Here is a 22,569-nt window from a genome sequence, read left to right as displayed (position 1 = left end):
TCTAGAGCGTTTCGGTTCTGATTCAATCAGAACCGAAAATGCTCTAGGCAGCACAAATCGTTTGATAGGCGGCCAGTTGAAGCGCGACGACCCGCCGCGCGGAATGACACTTCTCAAACCACAGACGCGCGGCATCGCCGCGGCCATTGCCGTCCAGCGGATCAGCAAGTACTTCGAAAATCCGGGCCGCGCACGTCTCCACGCTGTCGGCGGCCAGGCAGGGCGGCGCTACTCCAAAGAACTCCGCTGATTGGGTTTCATCAAGATTGGTTATGACTCGGCGTCCGAGCGCCATTGCTTCAAAGGTAACGCCGCCGATCGCCGGTATCCTGAACTGATCGACGACGACATCGCTCGAACAGTAAAGCTGTCGAAGCTCCGCCTTGTTCAACGACGGTATCCACGAAACCATATCTTCAATTCGAAGTTCCTGAACTAGGTCCTTGCTTCGGTGAACGTCAACACCCCACTCGACCAGGATGATACGAAAATCGCGATCGGTTTGCGCAACCTGCGCGGCCGCCCTCAAGAAAACGTCATTGCCCTTCTGCATCGAAACAGGTGCAGCCTGCCAGTGATGGCGCGACGGACTAAAGAATGTGGTGACCTTGGGGTCCCGCTTCGGGATCTTGAGGCCCGCTCGAAAGGTTGAGATTTTTTCATCGTCGAAGGCATGCGGAAGATAAACGGTCCGCTCCCTCTTCAATTTCAGCCGCGCCACGGACGGCAGCACATCCGAATTGGTTACGAAGGAGAAAGCCGCATTCTTGTACGACGCCGAACAAAGAATGCCATTGTAGGTTTTCTCGAAAGGCAGTTCGCGCAACGTGCCGTGCTCGTAACACGTGTAATTCTTGAGCCCGTTGATGAACGGAATGAACCCGTCGATCGAATAGCCCTGAATGATGTCGTAGTGCTCCAATACGTCGGCGAATTCATTGGCAATGGTGGATGCGAAGGCTTCGACCAGGACCAGGGCTTCTGCCGGATAGTCCGTGAACTGTCGCAGCAGGTCACCAAGAAGCACCTCACGTTGCGAGGCGTTTCGATCCTCTCCCTTGCCGTAATTCTCGAAGTAGCGAAACTCCGGGCGGTCGATGATCTCCGGCTTGGTCACCACCGGAATTGCTGACGAACCGACGTCAGCGGCCGCGCTGTTGCCTGTAACCGGTGTCACAGCGTGGGGATCTGGGATCGTGAAGCCATCGCTTTCGCTTGCAACCGGCGTCGCGGCGTCAGGATCCGGCATCTCGAAGACGTCAGAAGGAAATTCGAAGCCATAGCGCGGCAAGCCGCGGCTGCGCCTCTGACTTCGCCAGATTGCGACCGCCAAACTCGGCCTGGCCGCAACGCCGCTTTCCGCCTCACGCCGCAAATGAGCAAATACATATTTCGTCAGCAGGGAGCGATAGATCGATGTAAGGCGGCCTGGTCCTTTGGGATTTAGCGACCGCGAATCGCAAAACGTCGCATCTTCATTGCTTTCGCCTGTAGCCGGTGTCGCGGTGTCAGGATTCGGAGTTGTGAAGACATCGGCAGGAAACTCGAAGCCGAAACACGGCAAGCCGCGGCTGCGTCTCTGACTTCGCCAGATTGCGACCGCCAGACTCGGTCCGGCGACAACCCCGGTTTCCGCCTCACGCTGCAAATGAGCAAATACATGTTTCGTCAGCAGGGAACGATAGATCGATACGAGACGGCTTGGTCCTTTGGGATTTAGTGAACGCGAATCGCCGAACGTCCGATATTTATCGCTTTGGCTTGCAGCCGGCGTCGCTGTGCCAGGACTCGGCATCGTGAAGACGTCAGCAGAAAACTCGAAGCCAAAACGCGGCAGGCCGCGGCTGTGTCTCTGACTTCGCCAGATTGCGACCGCCAAACTCGACCCGTCGACAACGCCCGTTTCCGCCTCACGCTGCAAATGAACAAAGACGTACTTCGCCAGCAAGGCGCGATAGGTTGATACGAGGCGGCCTGGTGCTTCGGGATTTGGATATTCGTTGGCGAGAGATCGGCTTTGCTCCGGCCGCGGATCAAGCGAGGCCGACTTTGATGAGGTCAGCGAAATCGGAGAGGATGCAGGTTCAGGTTCTATGGTCACCCCTGGCAGGACGATGGTCGGCTGATCGGGCGGCTGCGGGATTGCCTTGCTTGCCTGGAAGTCCTGAAACTCGCGCGCAATTGAAATTGTATCTGCCAGATGCTCCGGCATCGGTGGACGGACCCGGCTCTCTGCGGCAGCGATGCCATCGAGCATCTCCCAATATCTTGCCTGCAACAGCGTCCAGAAAAATGCTGCGGCTCCGCTGTCACCGGCGTTCTTCGCACGAAGGTACGAGAGGCAATCGAGAACGGGGCCTTGCACAAACCAATCCGGTCGACGCCAACCGCCCAACTCGGTGGCCCACCAATCCGGGAACATGTTGTCGACGTTGCCGTCGAAGCTTGCGGCCTCCCACTCCGGGCAACCCATGACGTGATAGTAGTTATAGCAAATGACGTCCGCTTCGATTCCGAAGCGCCGCTGAATCAAGGCATTGTTGTAGGCGTTGTTCGCGATATTGCCGATATGCAAGACGCGCAGCGGGCGATCGTGGGCGCGTTGGAACTCCCTCAGGAAGGCAAGCTGTAGTTGAAAGTCGCTATCACGATCCTTCGGCACGAACGTCATTCCCCAGCAATCGTAGTTCAGGTATTAGGCTTCCGCGCGAGAACACACAATCTACGAACACCGATTCCGCCGCGCTTATTCTGCTCCATGTCGCGTCTCATCTCACCAATCATTTAGTTGGCTTGCGCATCGGATGCGGTTGGTGTTGCGCTGGAGTTTGCGACCGGAGGATGTTCCGCGTGTTGCAGATCGGCTCGGGCGTTTACGTCGCCAGGTTCACGTCACCCATCTGAATACCGCGTTCGTCTCGGCGCGGGCCGGGCATTCGACGTTTTCTTCGTGTTTTCGCATCTCGCGCCGGGGTTGTGCCATGTTCTGACGCACCGCGGAGCCGCCACGGTCGCCAACCGGGCAGCCGGCGGACCGGTCGCGATCATATGCAGATTGTGCCGTGGGAGAATCCAGGCGAGTAAATCTCGCCTGCGCATCGAGACGGGGGATGTTCCTGAGGAGTGGTGCCGCAAGAGGGACTCGAACCCCCGACCCCGTCATTACGAATGACGTGCTCTACCAACTGAGCTATTGCGGCGAACCGTTCGGCAACGGCCTGACAGCGCGCCACCTGATATCGGGCATGACCCCGATTGGCAAGGAAAACGCAGCTATTGAACCGCACACCGGTTATCTAACCGCCGATTAGCTTCCCAAACGTGACAGAAATCCGCGCCAACCGCCGATCTGGGCCTTGGCCGGGCCGATTTGTTCCGCAAATTCGTCCACGGCGCCGTCCTCGTCGACCCCGGGGTCGTCGGGGGCCCGGACGATGGGGATCACGGCCGGAATGGGCGCGGGCGCCGCCTTCGGCAGGTCGGTCCGGGAACGGAACAGGGGGGCGGGGGCCGGGGGAGCCGATTCGGCGGCCGGCGGCGGTTCCGGCTCCGGGGCGGGCGGATCGGCCTGAATTGGGGCCGGGTCGGCCTCGATCGCCGCCGTCACCGGGGCATTGTCCTGCACAGGCAGCGCGACCGGCTCGACGGGCTTGGCCTCGACTGGCTCAACCGGCTTGGGCGGGGGCGGCTCGCTGGCGACTTCCTTTGGCGGCTCGACCCGGCGCGGCGCCAACATCGCCTCCTCGAACGGCGATGGCTCGATCGCACTGCCCTTGTCGGACGGCAGCGCCGCTACCGGCGTCTGCCACTGGAAGGCATCGAGACGGCCGGTGACCGGCGACACCGGACGCCAGCGGTCGGAGACATAGCCGTCCGCGGTCCACACCGGATCGTGCAGCGCGCGCACCGCGCGCAAGGTCCAGGCCCGCGCCCGGCCGCCGTCGCCATGTTCGGTGCGCTCGATCTCCGCCATCAGCAGCGCGACCCGCTGCGTCGGCGCTGCTGTGAACGGCTCCAGCGCCGCACGCGCCTTGGCGAATTCGGTCGCATCGATCGCGGCGCGTGCGATCGCCAGCGCGCCCTCTATATGCCCGGGCGTTTTCGCCGCCAGCGTCTCGACCCGCACCAGGCGCTGGCGCGCGGCATCGCCGAGCCGCACATGCGAATAGGCATCGGCGAGATCGGGATGCGGCTGCGCCAGCCACGCGGTCTCGACGATCCGCATCGCACGGCGCACCTGATGCGCCTCGCTCTCGAATTTGGCGGCAAGCACCGCGGCCGGGATCAGCGTCGGCGCCAGCTTGAGCGCCTCCATCACGCTCGAGCGCGACAAATCGCGATCGACGGTCTCGAACTCCAGCGCACGCGCCGTGAGCAGCACGCCGCGTTGCCGCCGATAGGTCGCCTTGTCGATCAACCCAGCGGCCTGGTTGTTGTCGATGATCGACAGCGCACCGGCCCAATCGCCCTTGGCGCAGCAGAAGCCGAGCACCGCATGCGAAGCCCAAGACGACGACGGCGACATTTTCAGTGCTTCCTCGGCAATCATCACCGCCGCCACCGGATCGTCGGCGCGCTGCGCCTCGATGAACAGGCCGCGCAAACCGAGCAGCCGCGTGTCCGCCCGCTCGGCCATCGCGCGGAAGGCGCGCTGCGCGCCGTCGCGATCGCCGTCGAGCTGCGCCGATTGCGCGTGCAGCAGCAGCGCCAACGGATCGCCGCCGGCGTGGCGCCGCGCCACTTCGGCATGCGCGCGGGCGCCTGCGGAATCGCCATGCCCGATCGCGAGCAGGCCTTGCGTGATGGCATGACGGCCACGCGCGTGGCGCCGCTCGCGCCTGCCGCGGCGGACGTGACCCGGGATCTTCCACAGGCCGCGCAGGATCACGCCGGCGACCATCGCGACGACGATGACGAGGCCGAGCAGATACATCGGCTGCTTGGACGTGAAGCGCAAGCCGCCCCAGTTCAGCACGAGATCGCCGGGCTGATCGGCCAACCAGGCCGCACCCGCTGCAGCGAGCGCGATCAGCAGCAGGAACAGAATGATCCGGATCATCGAGAACCTATTGCAAGGATTTACTGGTTGACCGTGGCGAGCGCCGCCATGGCGTTGTCGGCAAATTTGCGCGACGCGTCGAGCGCGGCGCGGCGTGCGTCCACCTTGGCAAGCCAGGCTTGCGCCGCGGTGCGATCGGCCGGCGGCAACGACTTCAATTCGCGCTCAGTCAATGCGAGATCATTATGCACGGCGGCCGATGTCACGCGCGCGACGATGCTGCCGCGGTCGGTCCCGGTGCCGTCGGTCCGCTCGATCTGGATCAGGGTGGAGGCGCCGGCCTTCAAACGATCGACCAGCCCGGCGCTGGACGCCGCAGCTTCCGGCGGCGGCGGCGCGAGCTGGGGCACGATCTCGATCAGATCGCGGCACAGCTTGTTCGGACTAGGCACGCCTGACGCAGCGAAGACGTCGAGCGGCTTCAGCACGTCGGGATTGTCGGCGATCGCTTTCGCGGCCTCGAGCGCCGAGGCGTAGGGATCGCCGTGACGAACCGCGACGTCGAGCAGCGATGCCGCGACCACGCGGCGCAGCGGCACGTCGTCCGCCTTCGCCTCGGCCTTGGTGTCGGCGATCTTGTTGTCCTGCTTGGCGATCGCGGCACCCTGCGCCTTCACCGCACCCTCGACCTTGTCGATGCGCGCCGTGATGCCGGAGATGTCGGGCGCAGCCGCGCCATCGCGCGGCGCGGCCTTCACATCATTGACCGCCGCCGCAAGCTTGTCGGATTGCGCGCGCGTTGCGGCGAGCTCGGTGCGCAACGCGGCGATCGATTTGTCGAGCTCCTCCAGCCGCGCGGTTGCCGCGGGATCGGCGGCCGCAGCGACCGGTCTGCCGGCTTTCGATTCAAGCGCGGTCAGGCGCGTGCCGAGCTCGTCCACCGTTGCGGCGCTGGGCTGCGGCGCCGACGCCGGCGGCACTGCGGGCCAGCCGAGCAACCAGCCGACCCCGATCACCAGCGCTGCCGCGACCGCGCCCGATACCGGCGCCACCACCCAGGGAGATACCGGCCGTGACGGCTCGGCCTGGGGCGCCGCGGCGGCGGGCTCGGGCTGCGGCTCGGCCTTGGGAGCAGGATCGGGATGAGGCTCCGCCTCGGGCGCGGCGGCCTCCGCTGCCTTGTCGGTATCCTTTGGGGCTTCCTCGCCCCCCTCGGCCTTTGACGGCTCGCTGGAGATCTCGGTCGCCTGAAGATCGATGGTCGGCGGCGCGCGCTTGGGCCGGGAATCCGGCGAAGGTCCTGGGTCGTCGGGCCTTTCTTCAGCCATCGCGAGGGTCCTCAAAACTACTGGCCGCACATTGTAGCAGAATCGGCCGAGGTTCTTAGAGCACGATCCCAAAAACGGAGCATTGCCTAACATCATGGTCAGACGAAAGAATTATTCCGCTCACGGCCGCAGGGTGCGCACCAGCGCCTCCAGCAGGGCGTTTTCGTCCGGGCGCGCCGCCACCACCACCTTGGTCGCGCCGGCGTCATGGAGCACCGCGGCGACCGCGGCCGAGATGCAGCATTGCGGCAAAGCGAGCGCCGAAATCTCGATTCCGTCGGCCCGTATGGTGTCCAGGAACGCCTGCGCGCTGCGGCGGGAATAATGCAGCACCGCGGTGATCCGGTTGCCCAGGAAGGCGTCACCGACCTCCGTCGGGAAGCCGGCCACCGGCGCCATCCGGTAGGTGGTGTGGGTGACGACGGTAAGCCCCGTTTCGCTGAGCTCGCCCGCCAGATCGCGCGACAGGTCGGCGCCGGCGAGATAAAGGAGCGTGGCTGACGCCGCCAGTTCGCCGGCCTTGACCCGCGCGAGCACGAGATCGCGCAAGCTCACCGCATCGCCCTTGGCCACCATCACCCGGTCGAAGCCCGCGGCGCGCGCGGCGTCGGCGGTATGTGCGCCCACCGCGAACAGCGGCAGCCGCAACAGCCGGCTGCCGGCGAGATCGATGGCGCGCGGCGCGTTGGCGCTGGTCAGGATGACCGCGTCATAATCCGCATCGTCGTCATGGAACGGTAACGGCTCGAAGCGCAGCACCGGCGCCGCAAGGGCCTCAAAGCCGCGTTGGCGCAGCGTCGCGAGCGTCGCGTCATTGTCCGGATGCGGTCGTGTGACAAGGATGATCACGGATCAGGCCTCCCGCGCTGCGAATTGGACCTTGCCGACCGATTGCACTTTGAGACCCCGCAATGCTACCCCGGAGGGGACAGTTTGATGAACATGATCTTGCCGGAAACCGGTTCCGGCCTGTCCGGATCATGCTCGTAGCACAAGGGCCGAAATTGGGACACGAACCACCGATGCTGGTGCTGGGAATCGAGACCACCTGCGATGAAACCGCAGCCGCCGTGGTCGAGCGCCAGGCTGACGGGCAGGCAAGGATCCTCTCCAACGTCGTGCGCTCGCAGATCGACGAGCACGCCCGCTTCGGCGGCGTGGTGCCGGAGATCGCGGCGCGCGCCCATGTCGACCTGCTCGACGGTATCGTCGCCTCCGCCATGAAGGAGGCCGGTGTCGGCTACGGACAATTGTCGGCGGTCGCAGCCGCCGCCGGCCCCGGCCTGATCGGCGGCGTGATCGTCGGTCTGACCACCGCGAAGGCGATCGCGATGGTGCACGACACGCCGCTGATCGCGGTGAACCATCTCGAGGCGCACGCGCTGACGCCGCGGCTGACCTGCGCGCTGGCGTTTCCCTATTGCCTGTTCCTGGCCTCGGGCGGGCACACCCAGATCGTCGCCGTGGTCGGCGTCGGCGAATATGTCCGGCTCGGCACCACGGTCGACGACGCGATGGGCGAGGCGTTCGACAAGGTGGCGAAGATGCTGTCGCTGCCCTATCCCGGCGGGCCGCAAGTCGAGCGCGCAGCCGCCGGCGGCGACCCGACGCGATTTGCGCTTCCGCGCCCGATGCTCGGACGGCCCGATGCGAATTTCTCACTGTCGGGATTGAAGACGGCGGTGCGCAATGAAGCGAGCCGGCTGGAGCCATTGGAGCCGCAGGACATCAGCGATCTCTGCGCGAGCTTCCAGGCCGCGGTGCTGGAATCGACCGCGGATCGGCTCACCGTCGGCTTGCGGTTGTTCGAGGAGCGGTTCGGCACGCCGCGCGCGCTGGTCGCGGCCGGCGGCGTTGCCGCCAACCATGCGATCCGCAGCGCGTTGCAGGACGTCGCGGCGAAAGCGCAGACCACGCTGATCATCCCGCCGCCGGCGCTCTGCACCGACAATGGCGCGATGATCGCCTGGGCCGGTGCCGAGCGAATGGCGCTTGGGTTGACCGACACGCTGGAAGCGCCGCCGCGGGCCCGCTGGCTGCTCGATGCCAACGCCAAGGCGCCGGCCGGCCACGCCAACAGCCGCGCCGGATATTGAACTGAGGGTTCCGATGCCCGCGCATATGTCAGTCAGCGTGATCGGTGCCGGCGCCTGGGGCACGGCATTGGCCGAGGTCGCGGCGCGCGCCGGACGCACGGTGACGCTGTATGCGCGCAATGCCGAACATGCCGCGCAGATCCAGGCGACGCGGGTCAATCCGAAGCTGGCCGGTGTCCAGCTTCAGCCCGGCATCGCGGTGACATCGGATATTGCGGCGGCCGCGCGCGCGGACATCATTCTCGCGGTCACCCCGGCGCAGCATCTGCGCGCCGCAGTCAGCCATCTCGCGCCGTACCTCAAACCCGATACGTCCGTCATCGCCTGCGCCAAGGGCATTGAGCACGGCACGCACAAATTTATGACCGAAGTGATCGCCGAAGCCGCGCCGCGCGCCGTGCCCGCGATCCTGTCGGGACCGAGCTTTGCCGACGACGTCGCGCGCGGATTGCCGACGGCCGTGACCTTGGCCACCCGGGACGAGCCGCTGGCCCGCGCGCTCGTGCAGGCGCTCGGCTCCGCGACCTTCCGGCCCTATCACACCACTGACGTCCGCGGCGTCGAGATCGGCGGCGCGGCCAAGAACGTGCTGGCGATCGCCGCCGGCATCGTCGTGGGCAAGAATCTCGGCGCCTCCGCGCTTGCCGCGCTGACCACGCGCGGCTTCAGCGAGCTCGCACGATTGGGCCGCGCCTGCGGGGCGCGCACCGAAACCCTCGCCGGCCTGTCTGGATTGGGCGACCTCCTGCTCAGCTGCTCGACCGCGCAATCGCGCAATTTCGCGCTCGGCCTCGCGCTCGGTCGCGGGGAAGCGGCGCCGGTCGGCAAGCTCGCCGAAGGCGCGTTCACCGCGCCGGTGTTGTGCGAGCTCGCCGCTGCGCAGAAGGTCGACATGCCGGTATCAAACGCGGTCGCCGCGATCCTGAGCGACCGGCTGACGATCGATGACGCGATCGAACGCCTGCTGACGCGGCCATTCAAGGCCGAAGGCTAGCGCTTTTTGTATTGACGTTTTCTTCGGGCGAATCGCTTAGCGCGAAGACGCCCTGATCACCGCGCCGTCGCGAAGGCGACGAGGTCGTGCAGTGCCGCCCCCGCTCCGTCGGGTGTCACGCCGAGTTCCTCGACGGATGCGTTGCTGCGGTTGACCCAAAAGGTCGGATAACCGAACCATTTTGCACCGGCCACGTCCCATCCGGCGAATGCCGCAAAGACGATCTCCTCCTTCTCCAGTCCGAACGCGTCGACACCCATCTGATAGGCGCGCGCATCCGGCTTGAAGGCAGCGACCTTGTCGGTGCTGAGGTGATCTTCGAACAGCCCCTCGAGCCCGGAATTCCTGATCACCGCGTCCAGCATCGGCGCGGTGAAGTTGGAGAGAAACGCCATGCGCAAGCCGGCGGCGCGAAGCTGCACGAGCGCCGGCACGACGTCCGGCCACGCCTTGAGCTCCAGGTAGGTCTGCATCAGGCGGTCGCGCTGCTCGGGCGAGAGCGATATCTTCGTCGCCTTCGCCGCGAACACCAGCGCGTCCTCGGTGACGCGCCAGAAGTCGGCATATTGCCCGCCGAGCGTCCTGAGCCAGCCGTATTCGAATTGCCGGGTTCGCCACACGGCGCCCAGCTCCGCGCCCATGCCGGGGAACATCTCTTCCAACCGGACGGATACGGGACGGGGATCGATCACGGGGAAGCCGTCGAAGGCGACCGCCCGAAAAGGCGGGCGGCCTGCCGCGCGCGACCGACCGGACAGCACCGTCGCGGCCGTGACGGAAGCCGCGGCCATGGTCGTAAACGTCCGGCGATCCAGCAGCATGTCGTTTCCCCGCATTGCGTGCCGCCAGCGTTCACACAATTGCGTGTTGGCACAATCGCCCGATTTCAGCAGAGATCATTCCGTGTTTCAGAACAATCAGGGAGGGGATGACGATGGACCGGCTCGATGAGCTCCGCCTGTTTCTCGCGATCGTCGACAGCGGACAATTTGCGGCCGCCGGGCGCAAATTCGCGCGTTCCCCTTCCTCGACGACGCGGATCGTCGCCGAGCTCGAGCGGCGCCTCGGCACGCGGCTGCTGCAACGGACCACGCGAAAGCTGTCGCTGACCGACTCCGGCGCGCGGCTTGCGGCGCAGGCGCGCCGCCTGCTCGCCGATTATGACGATGCGATCGACGGCGCGATCGGCGAGGCCGCGAGCCTGCGCGGCAACATCAAGCTGTCAGCGCCGACGCTGTTCGGCAGCCGTCACATCGCGCCGCTGGTGCGCGGATTCCTTGAACGTCACCCTGACATCACGCTGCAACTGACGCTCGAGGATCGTCTGGTCGATCTGATCGACGAACGGATCGACATCGCGCTGCGGATCGGCCATCTGACGGACTCGTCGCTGAGGGCCCGGCGCGTCGGGGAGGTCCGGCGCATTGTCGTCGCCAGCCCCGATTATCTGAAGCGGCACGGCCGGCCGCGCAGACCCGACGATCTCGCGCAGCATCACGCCGTGACCTTCGTCAATCAGGCGAGCCCCGCGGCCTGGTCGTTCCAGCACAAACAAGGAGGTCCGCAGAAGGTCAAGGTATCGAGCCGCATGGAGGTCAACCGCGCCGAGACGGCGATCGGACTGACGCGCGACGGCATGGGCCTGACGCGCGTGCTGTCCTACCAGGTTGAGGGTGAACTCGCGGCGGGGTCGCTGGTTCGCGTGCTGAGGGATTATGAAGTCGCGCCCATACCGGTGCAGCTGGTCTATCCCAGCGCACGCCTGATGGCGCCGCGCATTCGGAGCTTCCTGGACTTCGCCGCGGGTGAGCTACCCCAGACAGCATTCAACCACCCATAGCGGGTCTGCGCCGGTCGCGCTTGACGGCGCAGACTTCCACGCAGAGACAACGCGCACTGTGCTAGCGTCGCGGCGACCGTCGGATCCCGTTCCAACAACAAGAAACCGAAACTTGGGGAAGTACATGCGTCAACCGCATCGCGTTATCGCTTCGATCAGCATTCTGCTTGCCGTCGCCACCTCCAGCACCACCACGCGCGCGCAAACGACAGTACCGTACGACGAACTCGCCAAGCGCGAAGCCGCGGCGAACGCCGAGGATGGCAAGCGGGTCGCCCCGCTCAAATCGATCGGCAATCCCTCAAGTGACGTCTCGGCGGAGATGCAGGCGATGATCGGCGCGCCCTACCCGCCGCATTTCAACGCCGACCCGAAGACCCCAGCAGAATGGAAGGAGCTGATCGACCGCCGCGCCAAGCTCTTGGTCGCGGGTATTCCGGCCATGAAGGCGAAGCTCGGCGTCAAGGTCGAGGAAACCAGGATTGCCGGCGTGCACTGCTACATCGTGACGCCGAACAAGATCGCGCTCGAGAACCGGCGACGCCTGCTGATCCACGTGCATGGTGGCGGCTACGTGTTTGGCCCCGGCGAAGCCGCGTTGCCGGAAGCCATCATGATGGCCGGCTTTGGCGGCTACAAAGTGATCTCGGTCGACTACCGGATGCCGCCGGACTTCCCCTATCCGGCCGCGATGGACGACGCGATGGCGGTCTGGAAGGAAGTTCTGAAATCGCACGAGCGGCACCGGCTGGCGATCTTCGGCACCTCGACCGGCGGCGCGATGACGCTTGCGATGGTGTTGCGGGCCAGGGACGAGAAGCTGCCGCTGCCGGCCGCCATCGCGCCGGGCACGCCCTGGTCCGACATCGACAAGATCGGCGACAGCTACGCGAGCAATGAGTGGGTCGACAATGTGCTGGTGACCTGGGACGGATGGCTCGGCCGCGCGGCCAAGCTCTATGCCAACGGGACCAGCCTGAAGAATCCCTACATTTCGCCGATCTACGGGGACTTCAAGGGTTTTCCGCCGACCATCCTGACATCGGGCACGCGCGACCTGTTCCTCAGCAACACGGTTCGCACGCACCGCAAATTGCGCCGCGCCGGCGTGATCGCCGATCTCAATGTCTATGAGGGGCAATCCCACGCGCAGTACCAGATGAACATCGATGCGCCCGAGACCAAGGAAGCCTTCACCGACATCGCTAAATTCTTCGATCGATATCTGAAGCAGTGAGTGACGCCATCAAGACCGGATGCCCGCGCTTGTCGCGGGCGCCCGGGTACCTGTAGATTGCCGCGCGTTGAGCGATCGAGCACGGGGTGAGTTGCGATGAATTACTGGCTGGTGAAATCCGAGCCGTCGGTCTGGTCATGGGACCAGCAGGTCGCCAAGGGCGCGAAGGGCGAAGCCTGGACCGGCGTGCGCAACTTCACGGCGCGGCAGAACCTCGTCAACATGAAGAAGGGCGACAAGGCGTTCTTCTATCATTCCAACGAGGGCAAGGAGATCGTCGGCATCGCCGAGATCATCAAGGAAGCCTATCCCGATCCGACCGACAAGACCGCCAAGTTCGTCTGCGTCGACATCAAGGCCGACAAACCGCTGAAGACGCCGGTGACGATGGCCGCGATCAAGGCCGACAAGAAGCTCGCCGACATGGCGCTGGTGAAATACTCGCGGCTCTCGGTGCAGCCGGTGACATCAGAGGAATGGAAGTACGTCTGCAAGATGGGCGGGCTTTAGCCGCTGTCGTCCCGGCGAAGGCCGGGACCCATAACCACTGCTCCGCATTATTGGAGCGCGCTGGGGCCACAGCTCGCTTCAACAATCACAATTTGGGGTAATGGGTCCCGGCCTTCGCCGGGACGACGGAGAGAAGCTTACGCTCCCGCCGCCATCACCACCTGCGCCAGCAACTGCTCGCGTTTGGACTGGGTGCGGTATCCGCCCATCGTCGCGGCGAAGCGCTCGAGGATGCCGTCCTCGAAGGCGGTGACGATGGTGTCGTGAACATAGCTCTTGCGGCAGATCGCCGGCGTGTTGGAGAGCTGGTCGGCGGCGGCGCGGATCGCATCCAGCACCTGGCGCTTGCGGCCGCGCTGGCTGGCGGCCGGCGTGATCCGCGACAGCGATTCCACGACGACGGCCGAGGCCATCAGCGTGCGGAAATCCTTCAGCGAGATCTTGATGCCGGCGAGCTCGCGCAGGAACGCGTTCACCGCCGTGGTCGAGGCAGCGCGGACGACGCCGGAGCGGTCGTGATACTGGAACATGCGCTTGCCCGGGACATCGCGCAGAATGCCGATCGCACGCACCAGCTTGGCCGCGTCGCACTCCTTGCGCACGGCCTTGCCGCCCTTGGCCTTGAAGGTCAGCACCAGCGAATCGTCTTCCAGTGTGACGTTGGACTTCAACAGCGTGGTCGCGCCGCGGGTGCCGTTGAGGCGGGCATAGGATTCGTTGCCGGGCCGGATCGCGGTGCGCGCGATCAGCTCGATCACCGCCGACAGCGCGAACTCGCGCGTCGGCTCGTCACCGGACAGGAACGCCGAGACCTTGCGCCGGATCTTCGGCAGCGCGGCGACGAGCTTGGCCAGGCGATGCGCCTTGCGCTGCTCGCGGACCTTCTCCCAGTCGGCGTGATAACGGTACTGCAAGCGGCCCGCGGCATCGCGGCCGACCGCCTGCAGATGCGAGCTCGGATCGCTGGAATAGCGCACCTGGCGATAGGCCGGCGGAACCGCCATCGCACGCAGCCGCCGGATCGTCCGCGCATCGCGGACGCGCGAACCATTGGCGCGCACGAATGAATAATTCTTGCCGCGCTTGATGCGGCGGATGGTCAGCTCGTTCTGGTCGCCGAGTCGAAGGCCCAGATCGCGCGCCAGATCCTCGACGGCGGGCGCGGCGAGCTTGAGCTTTGCCGACGGCTGGAGCTTGGCTCGTGGCGACTGCTTGGGCCATTGGCCCAGCGCCTTCGCCAGGCCGACAGCGGGATCGGCGGACATGGGCCGCACAGCCGCGATGTTCTGCTGATCCATCATACTTCCAAGACGCCTTGTTCCGCTGTTCTCCCGGTAATGCCGTTGCTTCGGGCTTGGTTCCGGTTGGCCATCCGGCCTCGATTTCGCGATTTAGGGCGTCAGGGCTGACATTGCGAGTCGCGAATCGGTTATCAACGGTTTCTAATTACCTTTCATGGGTGCCATTCGCCCACTAACCTTGATTTTGGCCCCTCCAGGATCGGTCAAAATGGCGGGAGCTCGGCTTGGGAACCGGACTTTTTGGCGCGACCAGCACGACCCGGCTCCAGCAGGCAGGTCAGGCATCGTGCCGTTTCACACCAAGTCCCCAGACTGAGCCGCCACACCTCACGATCCACCCGGCTCTTCCTGACGGCGATCCAGCCGCACAGGCGGTTCGGGCGAATCGTCGGCGCAGATCGTCGCGTCGGCCCTGCGATCATTCATCGAAATGCGCGGCAGGTGGCCCAGCAGAATTGGCGTCGAGGCGTGTCGCAGTCAGCGTCACCTCGCTCCCAAACATTGCTTTGAGGCTCTCCCATCTCGGCATCAGGCGGATCACGGACCGCGATTCTTTCGCGACAGCCAAGGACTGCGGTGACGGCGTAGGACGCCGGCGAGTTGAGTAGAGAACGATACCACTACGACCAAGAGACCAGTGACCCGGAGCAGACGATGAAGCATAGGTTTCACTCGTCAACGAGGCGCGGTAAACCGCCCCATCAGATGAGGAAGCCGACGGGATGTCCGGCGGCTTCGACGCGACGAAAGTGACAGTCATTTTTCCTTGCCGGGCCGGAATGCGGCAACGCATAATCGCGGCAATGATCAAGACGGCTTGCCCTCGCGTCGTTTGCGATCGGCAATGAGTGGAGGAAAGCGATGTCCGAGAAGATCTATGACGTGTCGGCCGACTGGGCCAAGCGCGCCTATATCGATGACGCCAAATACCGCGAGATGTACGCGCACTCGGTCAAGGACCCCAACGGCTTCTGGGGCGAGCACGGCAAGCGGATCGACTGGATCAAGCCCTTCACCAAGGTCGAGAACGCCTCCTTCGCGCCCGGCAACATCTCGATCAAATGGTTCGAGGATGGCGTGCTGAACGTCGCCTGGAATTGCATCGACCGCCATCTCGAGAAGCGCGGCGACCAGACCGCGATCATCTGGGAGGGCGACGACCCTTCCGAATCCAAGCACATCACCTACCGCCAGTTGCACGACGAAGTCTGCAAGATGGCCAACATCCTGCGCACGCGGAACGTCAAGAAGGGTGACCGCGTCACGATCTATCTGCCGATGATTCCGGAAGCGGCCTACGCCATGCTGGCCTGCGCGCGGATCGGCGCGATCCACTCGGTGGTGTTCGGCGGCTTCTCACCGGACAGCCTAGCCCAGCGCATCAAGGACTGCGATTCCAAGGTGGTCATCACCGCCGACGAAGGCCTGCGCGGCGGCAAGAAGGTGCCGCTGAAGGCCAATGTCGATGCCGCGATCGCCAAAACCGGCGGCGTCGATTGGGTCGTGGTGGTCAAGCGCACCGGTGGCAAGATCGACATGAACCCGACGCGCGACCTTTGGTATCACGAGGCCGCCGAGATGGTGACGACGGAATGCCCGGCCGAGCACATGCATGCCGAGGACCCGCTGTTCATCCTCTACACCTCGGGTTCGACCGGCACGCCGAAGGGCGTGCTGCACACCTCGGGCGGCTATCTCGTGTTCGCGTCGATGACGCATCAATACGTGTTCGACTATCACGACGGCGACATCTACTGGTGCACCGCTGACGTCGGCTGGGTCACCGGCCACAGCTACATCCTCTATGGGCCGCTCGCCAACGGCGCGACCACGCTGATGTTCGAGGGCGTGCCGAACTACCCGGACAATTCGCGCTTCTGGAACGTGGTCGACAAGCACAAGGTCAACATCTTCTACACCGCGCCGACCGCGATCCGCGCGCTGATGCAGGGCGGCGACGAGCCGGTGAAGAAGACCTCGCGCAAGTCGCTGCGCCTGCTGGGTTCGGTCGGCGAGCCGATCAATCCCGAAGCCTGGGAGTGGTATCACCGCGTGGTCGGCGACGACCGCTGCCCGATCGTCGATACCTGGTGGCAGACCGAGACCGGCGGCATCCTGATCACGCCGCTGCCCGGCGCGACCAAGCTGAAGCCGGGATCGGCGACGCGGCCGTTCTTCGGCGTGGTGCCGGAAATCGTCGACGCCGACGGCAAGACGCTGGACGGCGAGACCTCGGGCAATCTCTGCCTGACGAAGTCATGGCCGGGCCAGATGCGCACGGTCTATGGCGACCATGCGCGGTTCGAACAGACCTATTTCTCGACCTACAAGAACAAGTACTTCACCGGCGACGGCTGCCGGCGCGATGCCGACGGCTATTACTGGATCACCGGCCGAGTCGACGACGTCATCAACGTCTCCGGTCATCGCATGGGCACCGCCGAGGTCGAGAGCTCGCTGGTCGCGCACGAGGCGGTGTCGGAAGCCGCCGTTGTCGGCTACCCGCACGACATCAAGGGCCAGGGCATCTACGCCTATGTCACGCTGATGAAGGGCACCGAGCCGACCGAGGCGCTGCGCAAGGAACTCGTCGCCTGGGTCCGCAAGGACATCGGTCCGATCGCCTCGCCGGACCTCATTCAATTCGCGCCCGGCCTGCCGAAGACGCGCTCCGGCAAGATCATGCGCCGCATCCTGCGCAAGATCGCCGAGGACGAGCCGTCCAGCCTCGGCGACACCTCGACCTTGGCCGATCCGGCCGTGGTCGACGACCTCGTGCAGAACCGGCAGAACAAGAAGTAATCCGGCAACGGCAATATCGGGACATTGAAGAAGGGCCGCGCGCGATCTCCGCCGCGGCCTTTCGCTTTTTTCTTCACGCGAACCGGCATCCGCTTCGCTCGAAGCGCTATGGGCGCGGCCATTTCACGGGATTGTCAGAGGCGCGGCGCCATTGCGGCGCGTTTGTGGCCAAGTGTTGTTTTCAAGTCATTTACTTTAATCCGAACTTTTCCTTTTCTGCCCGCCATCAGGACGTGTCTCGCGGCCGGTGTGAAACCACCCGGTTAAGACACGCGGTTAATATTGCGTGCGCGAGACCGGCGGGCCCGGTTTTTTCAGGGCTCTGCACCTTCGTTTTTGGCTCCCTCGCAGGAGCTGTTGGGAAGTGGAGAGGTTGATGTCGATGAAGTTTGCGGTGGCGCTGGCTGCCACCCTTGGTGCTGTTGTTGTGATGTCGCAGACGGCCGAAGCGCGGCCGGAAATGGTCGGAATACACGCCGACAATTATGAGCCGGGCACCATCGTGGTGAAGACCAACGAACGGCGGCTCTATCTCATTCTCGATTCCGGTCACGCGATGCGTTACCCCGTCGGCGTCGGCAAGTCCGGCAAGCAGTGGGCCGGCACGACCCGGATCGACGGCAAGTATCGCAACCCGGCCTGGTCGCCGCCCGCCGAGGTCAAGCGCGACAAGCCGAGCATCCCGAACGTGATCGCCGGCGGTTCACCCGCGAATCCGATGGGCGTCGCCGCGATGACGCTGGCCGGCGGCGAATACGCGATCCACGGCACCAACGTGCCGGGCTCGGTCGGCGGCTTCGTCTCCTACGGCTGCATCCGCATGCTGAATCCCGACATTACTGATCTCTATCAGCGCGTCTCGGTCGGCACGACGGTCGTCGTCACCCGCTGATTGCGCACGGCGCTTCGCCGAAAGAAAAGCCGCGCGGATGCGCGGCTTTTTATTTGGCCGTTCGGCATGGCCGCGGCCGCGACACTGTTACTCAGCGCGCGAAACCTCCGCACCAGCCGAAGCGATGCCCGCCATTGTAGGCTCGCGCATGACCAGCCGCGAGCAGCGCCGCTGAGACGTTGTCGGTCTTCCTGGTCGCGACATCGGCGACGACGCGGCCCTGATATTTGTCGGGACCGACATTGTAGATCGCGACATCGCCCTGGCCGAGCAGATCGCGCAGCGCCACCGTCGCCGCTTGCGCCATTTGCAGTTCGCGCGCACAGGACGCCTTCAGCTCCGGCGCATCGATGCCGCGCAGCCGGACCCGCGTGTACAGATCGGGCCCCGGCGCGAGATGCACCCGCGCCTCGAACGTGTCGCCATCGATCGTCCTGATGACATCAACAGCATGGCGCGCGTCAGGCGCGCCGCCGCGCTGCCGGATCAGTTCGGCATCGCGCGACCGGCTCAACGACCAGTGCGATGGCGAAGGCACCCATTCAGGCACCCATCGGCGGATCGGCAACATGCTGCCGACGGCGATCCCGAGAACGAACACCCACGGCAGCGCCGCCGAGACGCGGCGGCCCCAAGGCGAGCGGCGAAAGGGCGGACGTCCCGTCCCACGATAAGGATTTATTCTCTCGTATGGGGACATATTCCCAGACTGGCCTGAGTCGAACGGTCAGGCAAGACACTCCAAAACCACTCAGAAGTCCGAGGCGATGCCCTTGGTCTCCCAATCGCCGTAACGCGTCGGTTCCGGTCCCTTCGGGCCCTGGAATTCCTTCGGCCGCGCGGCCGCGTCCTTTGCGGCGGCCTCCTCGGCAGCTTGGCGCCGCGCCGCGGCCTCGGCGAGCGCGCGCTGCGCCGCCGGCGTCAGCGGCTTGCGCGGCGCGGGTTCCGGCGACGAGGGCGATGGCGATGGCGATTTCTCAGACATAGCGGGCCTTCTTGGCGAACGTTTCTCGGCAAAACTTTCTGCCTGCGAATTTCGTATCTCTGTGCTGGCTCAGTGACGGCATCACGATCAAGAAATCCTGCAAAGCGATTCTTACATTTGGCATATTCGCATGCCAGAGGTGTTTTCGAGTTGATGGCATGAGCCGAACGTAACTCAGCACCTTCGAGATATCTCCGCTCCATGCCTCCTTCAAGATTTGCAGTCCCTGCCGAAGTCCCCGGTCTCGCGGCGCGCCGTATCGCGGCCGACATCCTCGATGGCGTGCTGCACAAGCACCGCACGCTCGACGATCAACTCGACGGCGCCGGCGCGCATCCCGGGCTGAAATCGCTGGCCGATCGCGACCGCGCGCTCATGCGCCGGCTGGTGTCGACCATCCTGCGCAAGCTCGGCACGCTCGGCCATCTGCTGTCGCGTCTGCTCGACCGCGGCGTCCCGACCGATGCCCCGCGCGCGCAGAGCGCGCTGCTGATCGGCGCCGCCCAAATCCTCTGGATGGATGTGCCTGACCATGCCGCGGTCGATCTCTCGGTGCGGCTCGTGCAGTCCGACCGGCGCGCGGCGAAATATGCCGGACTGGTCAACGCCGTGCTGCGTCGCTGCGCGCGCGAGGGCCAGGGGCTGATCGACGAGATCAGCCCGCAGACGCTGGACCTGCCGCAATGGATGCTGGCGCGCTGGAACGCGCATTACGGTGAAGCCACCGCGCGCGACATGGCGCTGGCGCTCGGTCACGAGCCGTCGCTCGATCTCACGGTGAAGTCGGACGCGCCGCAATGGGCGAGCCGCCTGCACGGCGAGATCCTGCCGACGGGAACCGTGCGCACGCTGCTGCAGGGTTCCGTCACGATGCTGCCGGGGTTTGCCGAAGGCCAATGGTGGGTGCAGGACGCTGCCGCAGCCCTCCCGGTGCGCCTGTTCGGCGACATCAAGGACAAGGCGATCGCCGATCTCTGCGCGGCGCCCGGTGGCAAGACCGCTCAGCTCGCGCTGGCCGGCGCACACGTCACCGCGGTCGACCGCTCGCCGGCGCGGGTCGCGCGGCTGCGCGACAACCTCACGCGGCTGGAATTGCAGGCAGAGACTGTCGTCGCCGACGCCGCCGAATGGCCGGCGGAGGCCGCGAGCTTCGACGGTATTCTGGTCGATGCACCCTGCACCTCGACGGGAACCATCCGCCGCCATCCCGACGTCGCCTGGCTGCGCCAGGAAGGCGACATCGCCGCATTGACGGCGCTGCAGAAGCGGCTGTTGCTTAAGGCCGCCAATCTGCTGAAGCCCGGGGGCACTCTGGTCTACTGCACCTGTTCGCTGGAGCCGGAGGAAGGTGAGCACGCGATTGCGGCGCTGCTGGAGAGCGAATCAGGCTTGCGCCGTGCGCCGGTCGAGAAGGACGAGGTCGCCGGCCTCGACGACATCATTACCGCAGACGGCGATCTGCGCACCCTGCCCAGCCATTTGCCCAACGCCGACCCGCGGCTCGGCGGGCTGGACGGCTTTTACGCCGCCCGGCTGGTCAAATCCTGATTTTAAACTTCAGTCCTCTAAGCTCGAAGTGATTCGCGCGGTATCAAGAGGGTGTCTTGGATATCAAGAGGGTGTCTTGGCCGCGTTTCCGGATTAAATAAGGATTCGTTGAAAATTCCCTCCCCGCAAGGTTAGGCGTGTCGGTCGCTCAAAGCAGACGCATCTCGACGCTGATTGCTGGCCGCTTTGCCCGCAGCATAATGGCGCGCGCCAGCGGGAGCACGGTTGCGCTGTCGCGGCTCTGGCCCGGCCGCACCGACCGGCTGATCATCGCGCCGCATGACCTCCGGACCGCCGACGCCACCCGCGCGGCCGAGATCTATGCTGGGCGATTCGTGTTTGCCGGCAAGATCGTGACCTGCCATGGCCGCTCGATCTTCGATCTCGAGCCGCCGTCGGAGGATTGGGAGGCCGCCCTGCTCGGCTTCGGCTGGCTGCGCCATCTGCGCGCCGCCGACACCGCGCTGACCCGCGCCAATGCCCGCTCGCTGGTCGACGACTGGATCTCCAACCAGGCCCGCAAGCGGCCGCTGGAACGGCGCGCCGACGTGCGCGCGCGGCGGGTGATCTCGCTGTTGTCGCAGGCGCCATTGGTGCTCGGCGACACCGACGGCAAATTCTACCGCAAATATCTGCGCGGGCTGGCGCGCGAGATCCGCTATCTGCGCCACTCCACGCTCGACAATGACGGCGTTCCGCGCCTGCAGGTCCTGATCGCGCTGTGCTACGCCTCGCTCTGCCTCGCCAACCAGGCGCGCAACATCAAGTCCGCCACGCGCAGGCTTTCGGACGAATTGCAGCGCCAGATCCTGCCCGACGGCGGCCACATCTCGCGCAGTCCCGGCGCGCTGGTCGAATTGCTCAGCGATCTCTTGCCGCTACGGCAGACCTTTGCTGCACGAAATATCGCGCCGCCGCCGGCACTGCTCAACGCCATCGACCGCATGATGCCGATGCTGCGCTTCTTCCGGCACGGCGACGGCAGCTTCGCGCTGTTCAACGGCATGAGCACCGCGCCCTCCGATCTCGTCGCGACGCTGCTCGCCTATGACGACACCCGCGGCGTGCCGATGTCGAGCATGCCGCATAGCGGCTTCCAGCGGCTCGATGCCGGCAACACCACCTTGATCATCGATACCGGTCCGCCGCCGCCGGCCAGCGTCAGCCAGGATGCGCATGCCGGCTGCCTGTCGTTCGAGCTGTCCTCCGGGGTGAGCCGCATCGTCGTCAATTGCGGCATGCCGAACACCGGGCGCGACAATTGGCGGCCGTTCGCGCGTTCCACCGCGGCGCATTCGACGCTGACCTATCGCGACACCTCGTCGTGCCAGTTCGTCGAGCTGTCGGCGATGAAGCGGCTGTTGCGCGGCGCGCCGGTCACCAGCGGGCCGAGCAATGTCGAGAACTACCGCGAAGCCATCCCCGGCGGCGACGTGCTGACCGCCTCGCATGACGGCTATCTCTCGCGCTTCGGCGTGATCCACCGCCGCGTGCTGATGATCGCCCAGGACGGCACCCGGATGGAGGGCGAGGACTCGCTGTCGCCGGCACCCGGCGGCCGCATCAAGGGCAGCGAGGCCGATTTCGCGCTGCGCTTCCATTTGCACCCCTCGGTGAAGGCGAGCCGGCTGTCGGACGCCCGCGGCGTGATGCTGGTGCTGCCCAACCGCGACGTCTGGACCTTCGAGGCGCTGGACGACAAGGTCGATCTCGAGGACAGCGTGTTCCTTGCCGGCAATGACGGCCCGCGCCGCACCTCCCAGATCGTGATCCGGCAGGACGCAAGGCAGGCCGCCACCATCCGCTGGAGCTTCGTGCGCTCCTCGACCTCCGCCACCGCCACCAACGCCCGCCGCAACGCCCGCCGCGAGCCGGAACTGCCGCTGTAGGACGCCCGCTGCACGTCTGTCCGGGTGATCAAACTCAATCCCGTCACCCTGAGGAGCGCGCATCGCGCGCGTCTCGAAGGGTCGACGGCCACCAGCCGGGCCGATCCATCCTTCGCGACGCCGCTTCGCGGTTCCTCAGGATGACGGG

18 protein-coding genes and 1 tRNA gene are annotated in these 22,569 nt (G+C 65.3%); 10 read left to right on the top strand and 9 right to left on the bottom strand.

What is annotated here, in order from left to right; genetic code table 11:
• Positions 1-43: 43 nt before the first annotated feature.
• Complete coding sequence (locus ACVIGA_RS21965; RefSeq protein WP_456667952.1) at positions 44-2,671, bottom strand: glycosyltransferase family 4 protein; 2,628 nt, start codon at positions 2,669-2,671, stop codon at positions 44-46.
• 453 nt (positions 2,672-3,124) lie between these two features.
• Positions 3,125-3,200: transfer RNA gene (locus ACVIGA_RS21960), tRNA-Thr, on the bottom strand.
• On the opposite strand from ACVIGA_RS21960, the gene ACVIGA_RS21955 reads away from it, so the two are divergent.
• A complete protein-coding gene (locus ACVIGA_RS21955; protein WP_171947940.1) occupies positions 3,174-3,311 on the top strand; it encodes a hypothetical protein in 138 nt (45 codons plus the stop codon). The two genes, ACVIGA_RS21960 and ACVIGA_RS21955, sit on opposite strands and share 27 nt — an antisense overlap.
• Here ACVIGA_RS21955 and ACVIGA_RS21950 read toward each other — a convergent pair.
• The 3 genes from ACVIGA_RS21950 to ACVIGA_RS21940 all read right to left on the bottom strand — a co-directional run bounded on the left by ACVIGA_RS21950 (position 3,308) and on the right by ACVIGA_RS21940 (position 7,176).
• Complete coding sequence (locus ACVIGA_RS21950; protein ID WP_456667951.1) at positions 3,308-5,059, bottom strand: heme biosynthesis HemY N-terminal domain-containing protein; 1,752 nt, start codon at positions 5,057-5,059, stop codon at positions 3,308-3,310. The genes ACVIGA_RS21955 and ACVIGA_RS21950 overlap by 4 nt on opposite strands.
• Positions 5,060-5,079: 20 nt before the next feature.
• A complete protein-coding gene (locus ACVIGA_RS21945) occupies positions 5,080-6,327 on the bottom strand; it encodes a COG4223 family protein (RefSeq protein ID WP_456667950.1) in 1,248 nt (415 codons plus the stop codon).
• A 120-nt stretch (positions 6,328-6,447) separates the two neighbouring features.
• Positions 6,448-7,176: a uroporphyrinogen-III synthase gene (locus ACVIGA_RS21940; RefSeq protein ID WP_456667949.1), complete on the bottom strand. Its 729-nt coding sequence runs from the start codon at positions 7,174-7,176 to the stop codon at positions 6,448-6,450.
• Between the two features lie 173 nt (positions 7,177-7,349).
• Between ACVIGA_RS21940 and tsaD the strand changes: the two genes are divergently transcribed.
• Together tsaD and ACVIGA_RS21930 are read left to right on the top strand one after the other, a co-directional pair.
• The gene (gene tsaD, locus ACVIGA_RS21935; protein WP_223972491.1) at positions 7,350-8,423 is read left to right on the top strand and encodes a tRNA (adenosine(37)-N6)-threonylcarbamoyltransferase complex transferase subunit TsaD; all 1,074 of its coding nucleotides are present in this window, start codon (positions 7,350-7,352) and stop codon (positions 8,421-8,423) included.
• A 13-nt stretch (positions 8,424-8,436) separates the two neighbouring features.
• Positions 8,437-9,417, top strand: a complete 981-nt coding sequence (locus tag ACVIGA_RS21930) for an NAD(P)H-dependent glycerol-3-phosphate dehydrogenase (RefSeq protein WP_456667948.1) — start codon at positions 8,437-8,439, stop codon at positions 9,415-9,417.
• A gap of 56 nt (positions 9,418-9,473) precedes the next feature.
• On the opposite strand, the gene ACVIGA_RS21925 is transcribed toward ACVIGA_RS21930, so the two are convergent.
• Positions 9,474-10,238, bottom strand: coding sequence for a haloacid dehalogenase type II (locus ACVIGA_RS21925; RefSeq protein WP_456667947.1), 765 nt, complete (start codon positions 10,236-10,238; stop codon positions 9,474-9,476).
• 113 nt (positions 10,239-10,351) lie between these two features.
• Here ACVIGA_RS21925 and ACVIGA_RS21920 point away from each other — a divergent pair, with 113 nt between their 5' ends.
• From ACVIGA_RS21920 to ACVIGA_RS21910, 3 genes are all read left to right on the top strand, one after another.
• The gene (locus ACVIGA_RS21920) at positions 10,352-11,257 is read left to right on the top strand and encodes a LysR substrate-binding domain-containing protein (protein WP_456667946.1); all 906 of its coding nucleotides are present in this window, start codon (positions 10,352-10,354) and stop codon (positions 11,255-11,257) included.
• Positions 11,258-11,381: 124 nt separating this feature from the next.
• A complete protein-coding gene (locus tag ACVIGA_RS21915) occupies positions 11,382-12,494 on the top strand; it encodes an alpha/beta hydrolase (RefSeq protein ID WP_456667945.1) in 1,113 nt (370 codons plus the stop codon).
• Between the two features lie 96 nt (positions 12,495-12,590).
• Entirely contained in the window at positions 12,591-13,004 is a 414-nt protein-coding gene (locus ACVIGA_RS21910) for an EVE domain-containing protein (protein ID WP_456667944.1), read from the top strand.
• Positions 13,005-13,141: 137 nt separating this feature from the next.
• Here the strand turns inward: ACVIGA_RS21910 and ACVIGA_RS21905 are convergent, their stop codons facing one another.
• Entirely contained in the window at positions 13,142-14,305 is a 1,164-nt protein-coding gene (locus tag ACVIGA_RS21905) for a DNA topoisomerase IB (RefSeq protein ID WP_456667943.1), read from the bottom strand.
• 861 nt (positions 14,306-15,166) lie between these two features.
• Here ACVIGA_RS21905 and acs point away from each other — a divergent pair.
• Both acs and ACVIGA_RS21895 read left to right on the top strand, forming a co-directional pair.
• Positions 15,167-17,107, top strand: a complete 1,941-nt coding sequence (acs, locus tag ACVIGA_RS21900) for an acetate--CoA ligase (protein ID WP_456667942.1) — start codon at positions 15,167-15,169, stop codon at positions 17,105-17,107.
• 376 nt (positions 17,108-17,483) lie between these two features.
• On the top strand, positions 17,484-17,999 hold the full coding sequence (locus ACVIGA_RS21895) for a L,D-transpeptidase (protein WP_223971174.1): 516 nt from the start codon (positions 17,484-17,486) through the stop codon (positions 17,997-17,999).
• A gap of 91 nt (positions 18,000-18,090) precedes the next feature.
• Here the strand turns inward: ACVIGA_RS21895 and ACVIGA_RS21890 are convergent, their stop codons facing one another.
• Both ACVIGA_RS21890 and ACVIGA_RS21885 read right to left on the bottom strand, forming a co-directional pair.
• Positions 18,091-18,699 (bottom strand): thermonuclease family protein, encoded by a 609-nt coding sequence (locus ACVIGA_RS21890; RefSeq protein ID WP_456667941.1) that lies wholly within the window; start codon positions 18,697-18,699, stop codon positions 18,091-18,093.
• 51 nt (positions 18,700-18,750) lie between these two features.
• Entirely contained in the window at positions 18,751-18,984 is a 234-nt protein-coding gene (locus ACVIGA_RS21885) for a DUF1674 domain-containing protein (RefSeq protein WP_456667940.1), read from the bottom strand.
• A 201-nt stretch (positions 18,985-19,185) separates the two neighbouring features.
• Between ACVIGA_RS21885 and ACVIGA_RS21880 the strand changes: the two genes are divergently transcribed.
• Positions 19,186-20,532: an RsmB/NOP family class I SAM-dependent RNA methyltransferase gene (locus ACVIGA_RS21880; protein ID WP_456667939.1), complete on the top strand. Its 1,347-nt coding sequence runs from the start codon at positions 19,186-19,188 to the stop codon at positions 20,530-20,532.
• Positions 20,533-20,669: 137 nt separating this feature from the next.
• Positions 20,670-22,421 carry a heparinase II/III family protein gene (locus ACVIGA_RS21875; protein WP_456667938.1) on the top strand — a complete coding sequence of 584 codons (1,752 nt, stop codon included), beginning with the start codon at positions 20,670-20,672 and terminating at the stop codon, positions 22,419-22,421.
• Positions 22,422-22,569: the final 148 nt, after the last annotated feature.

The sequence above is a fragment of the Bradyrhizobium sp. USDA 3240 genome (genome assembly GCF_054063295.1).
This window is presented reverse-complemented; position numbering and strand designations above follow the sequence as displayed.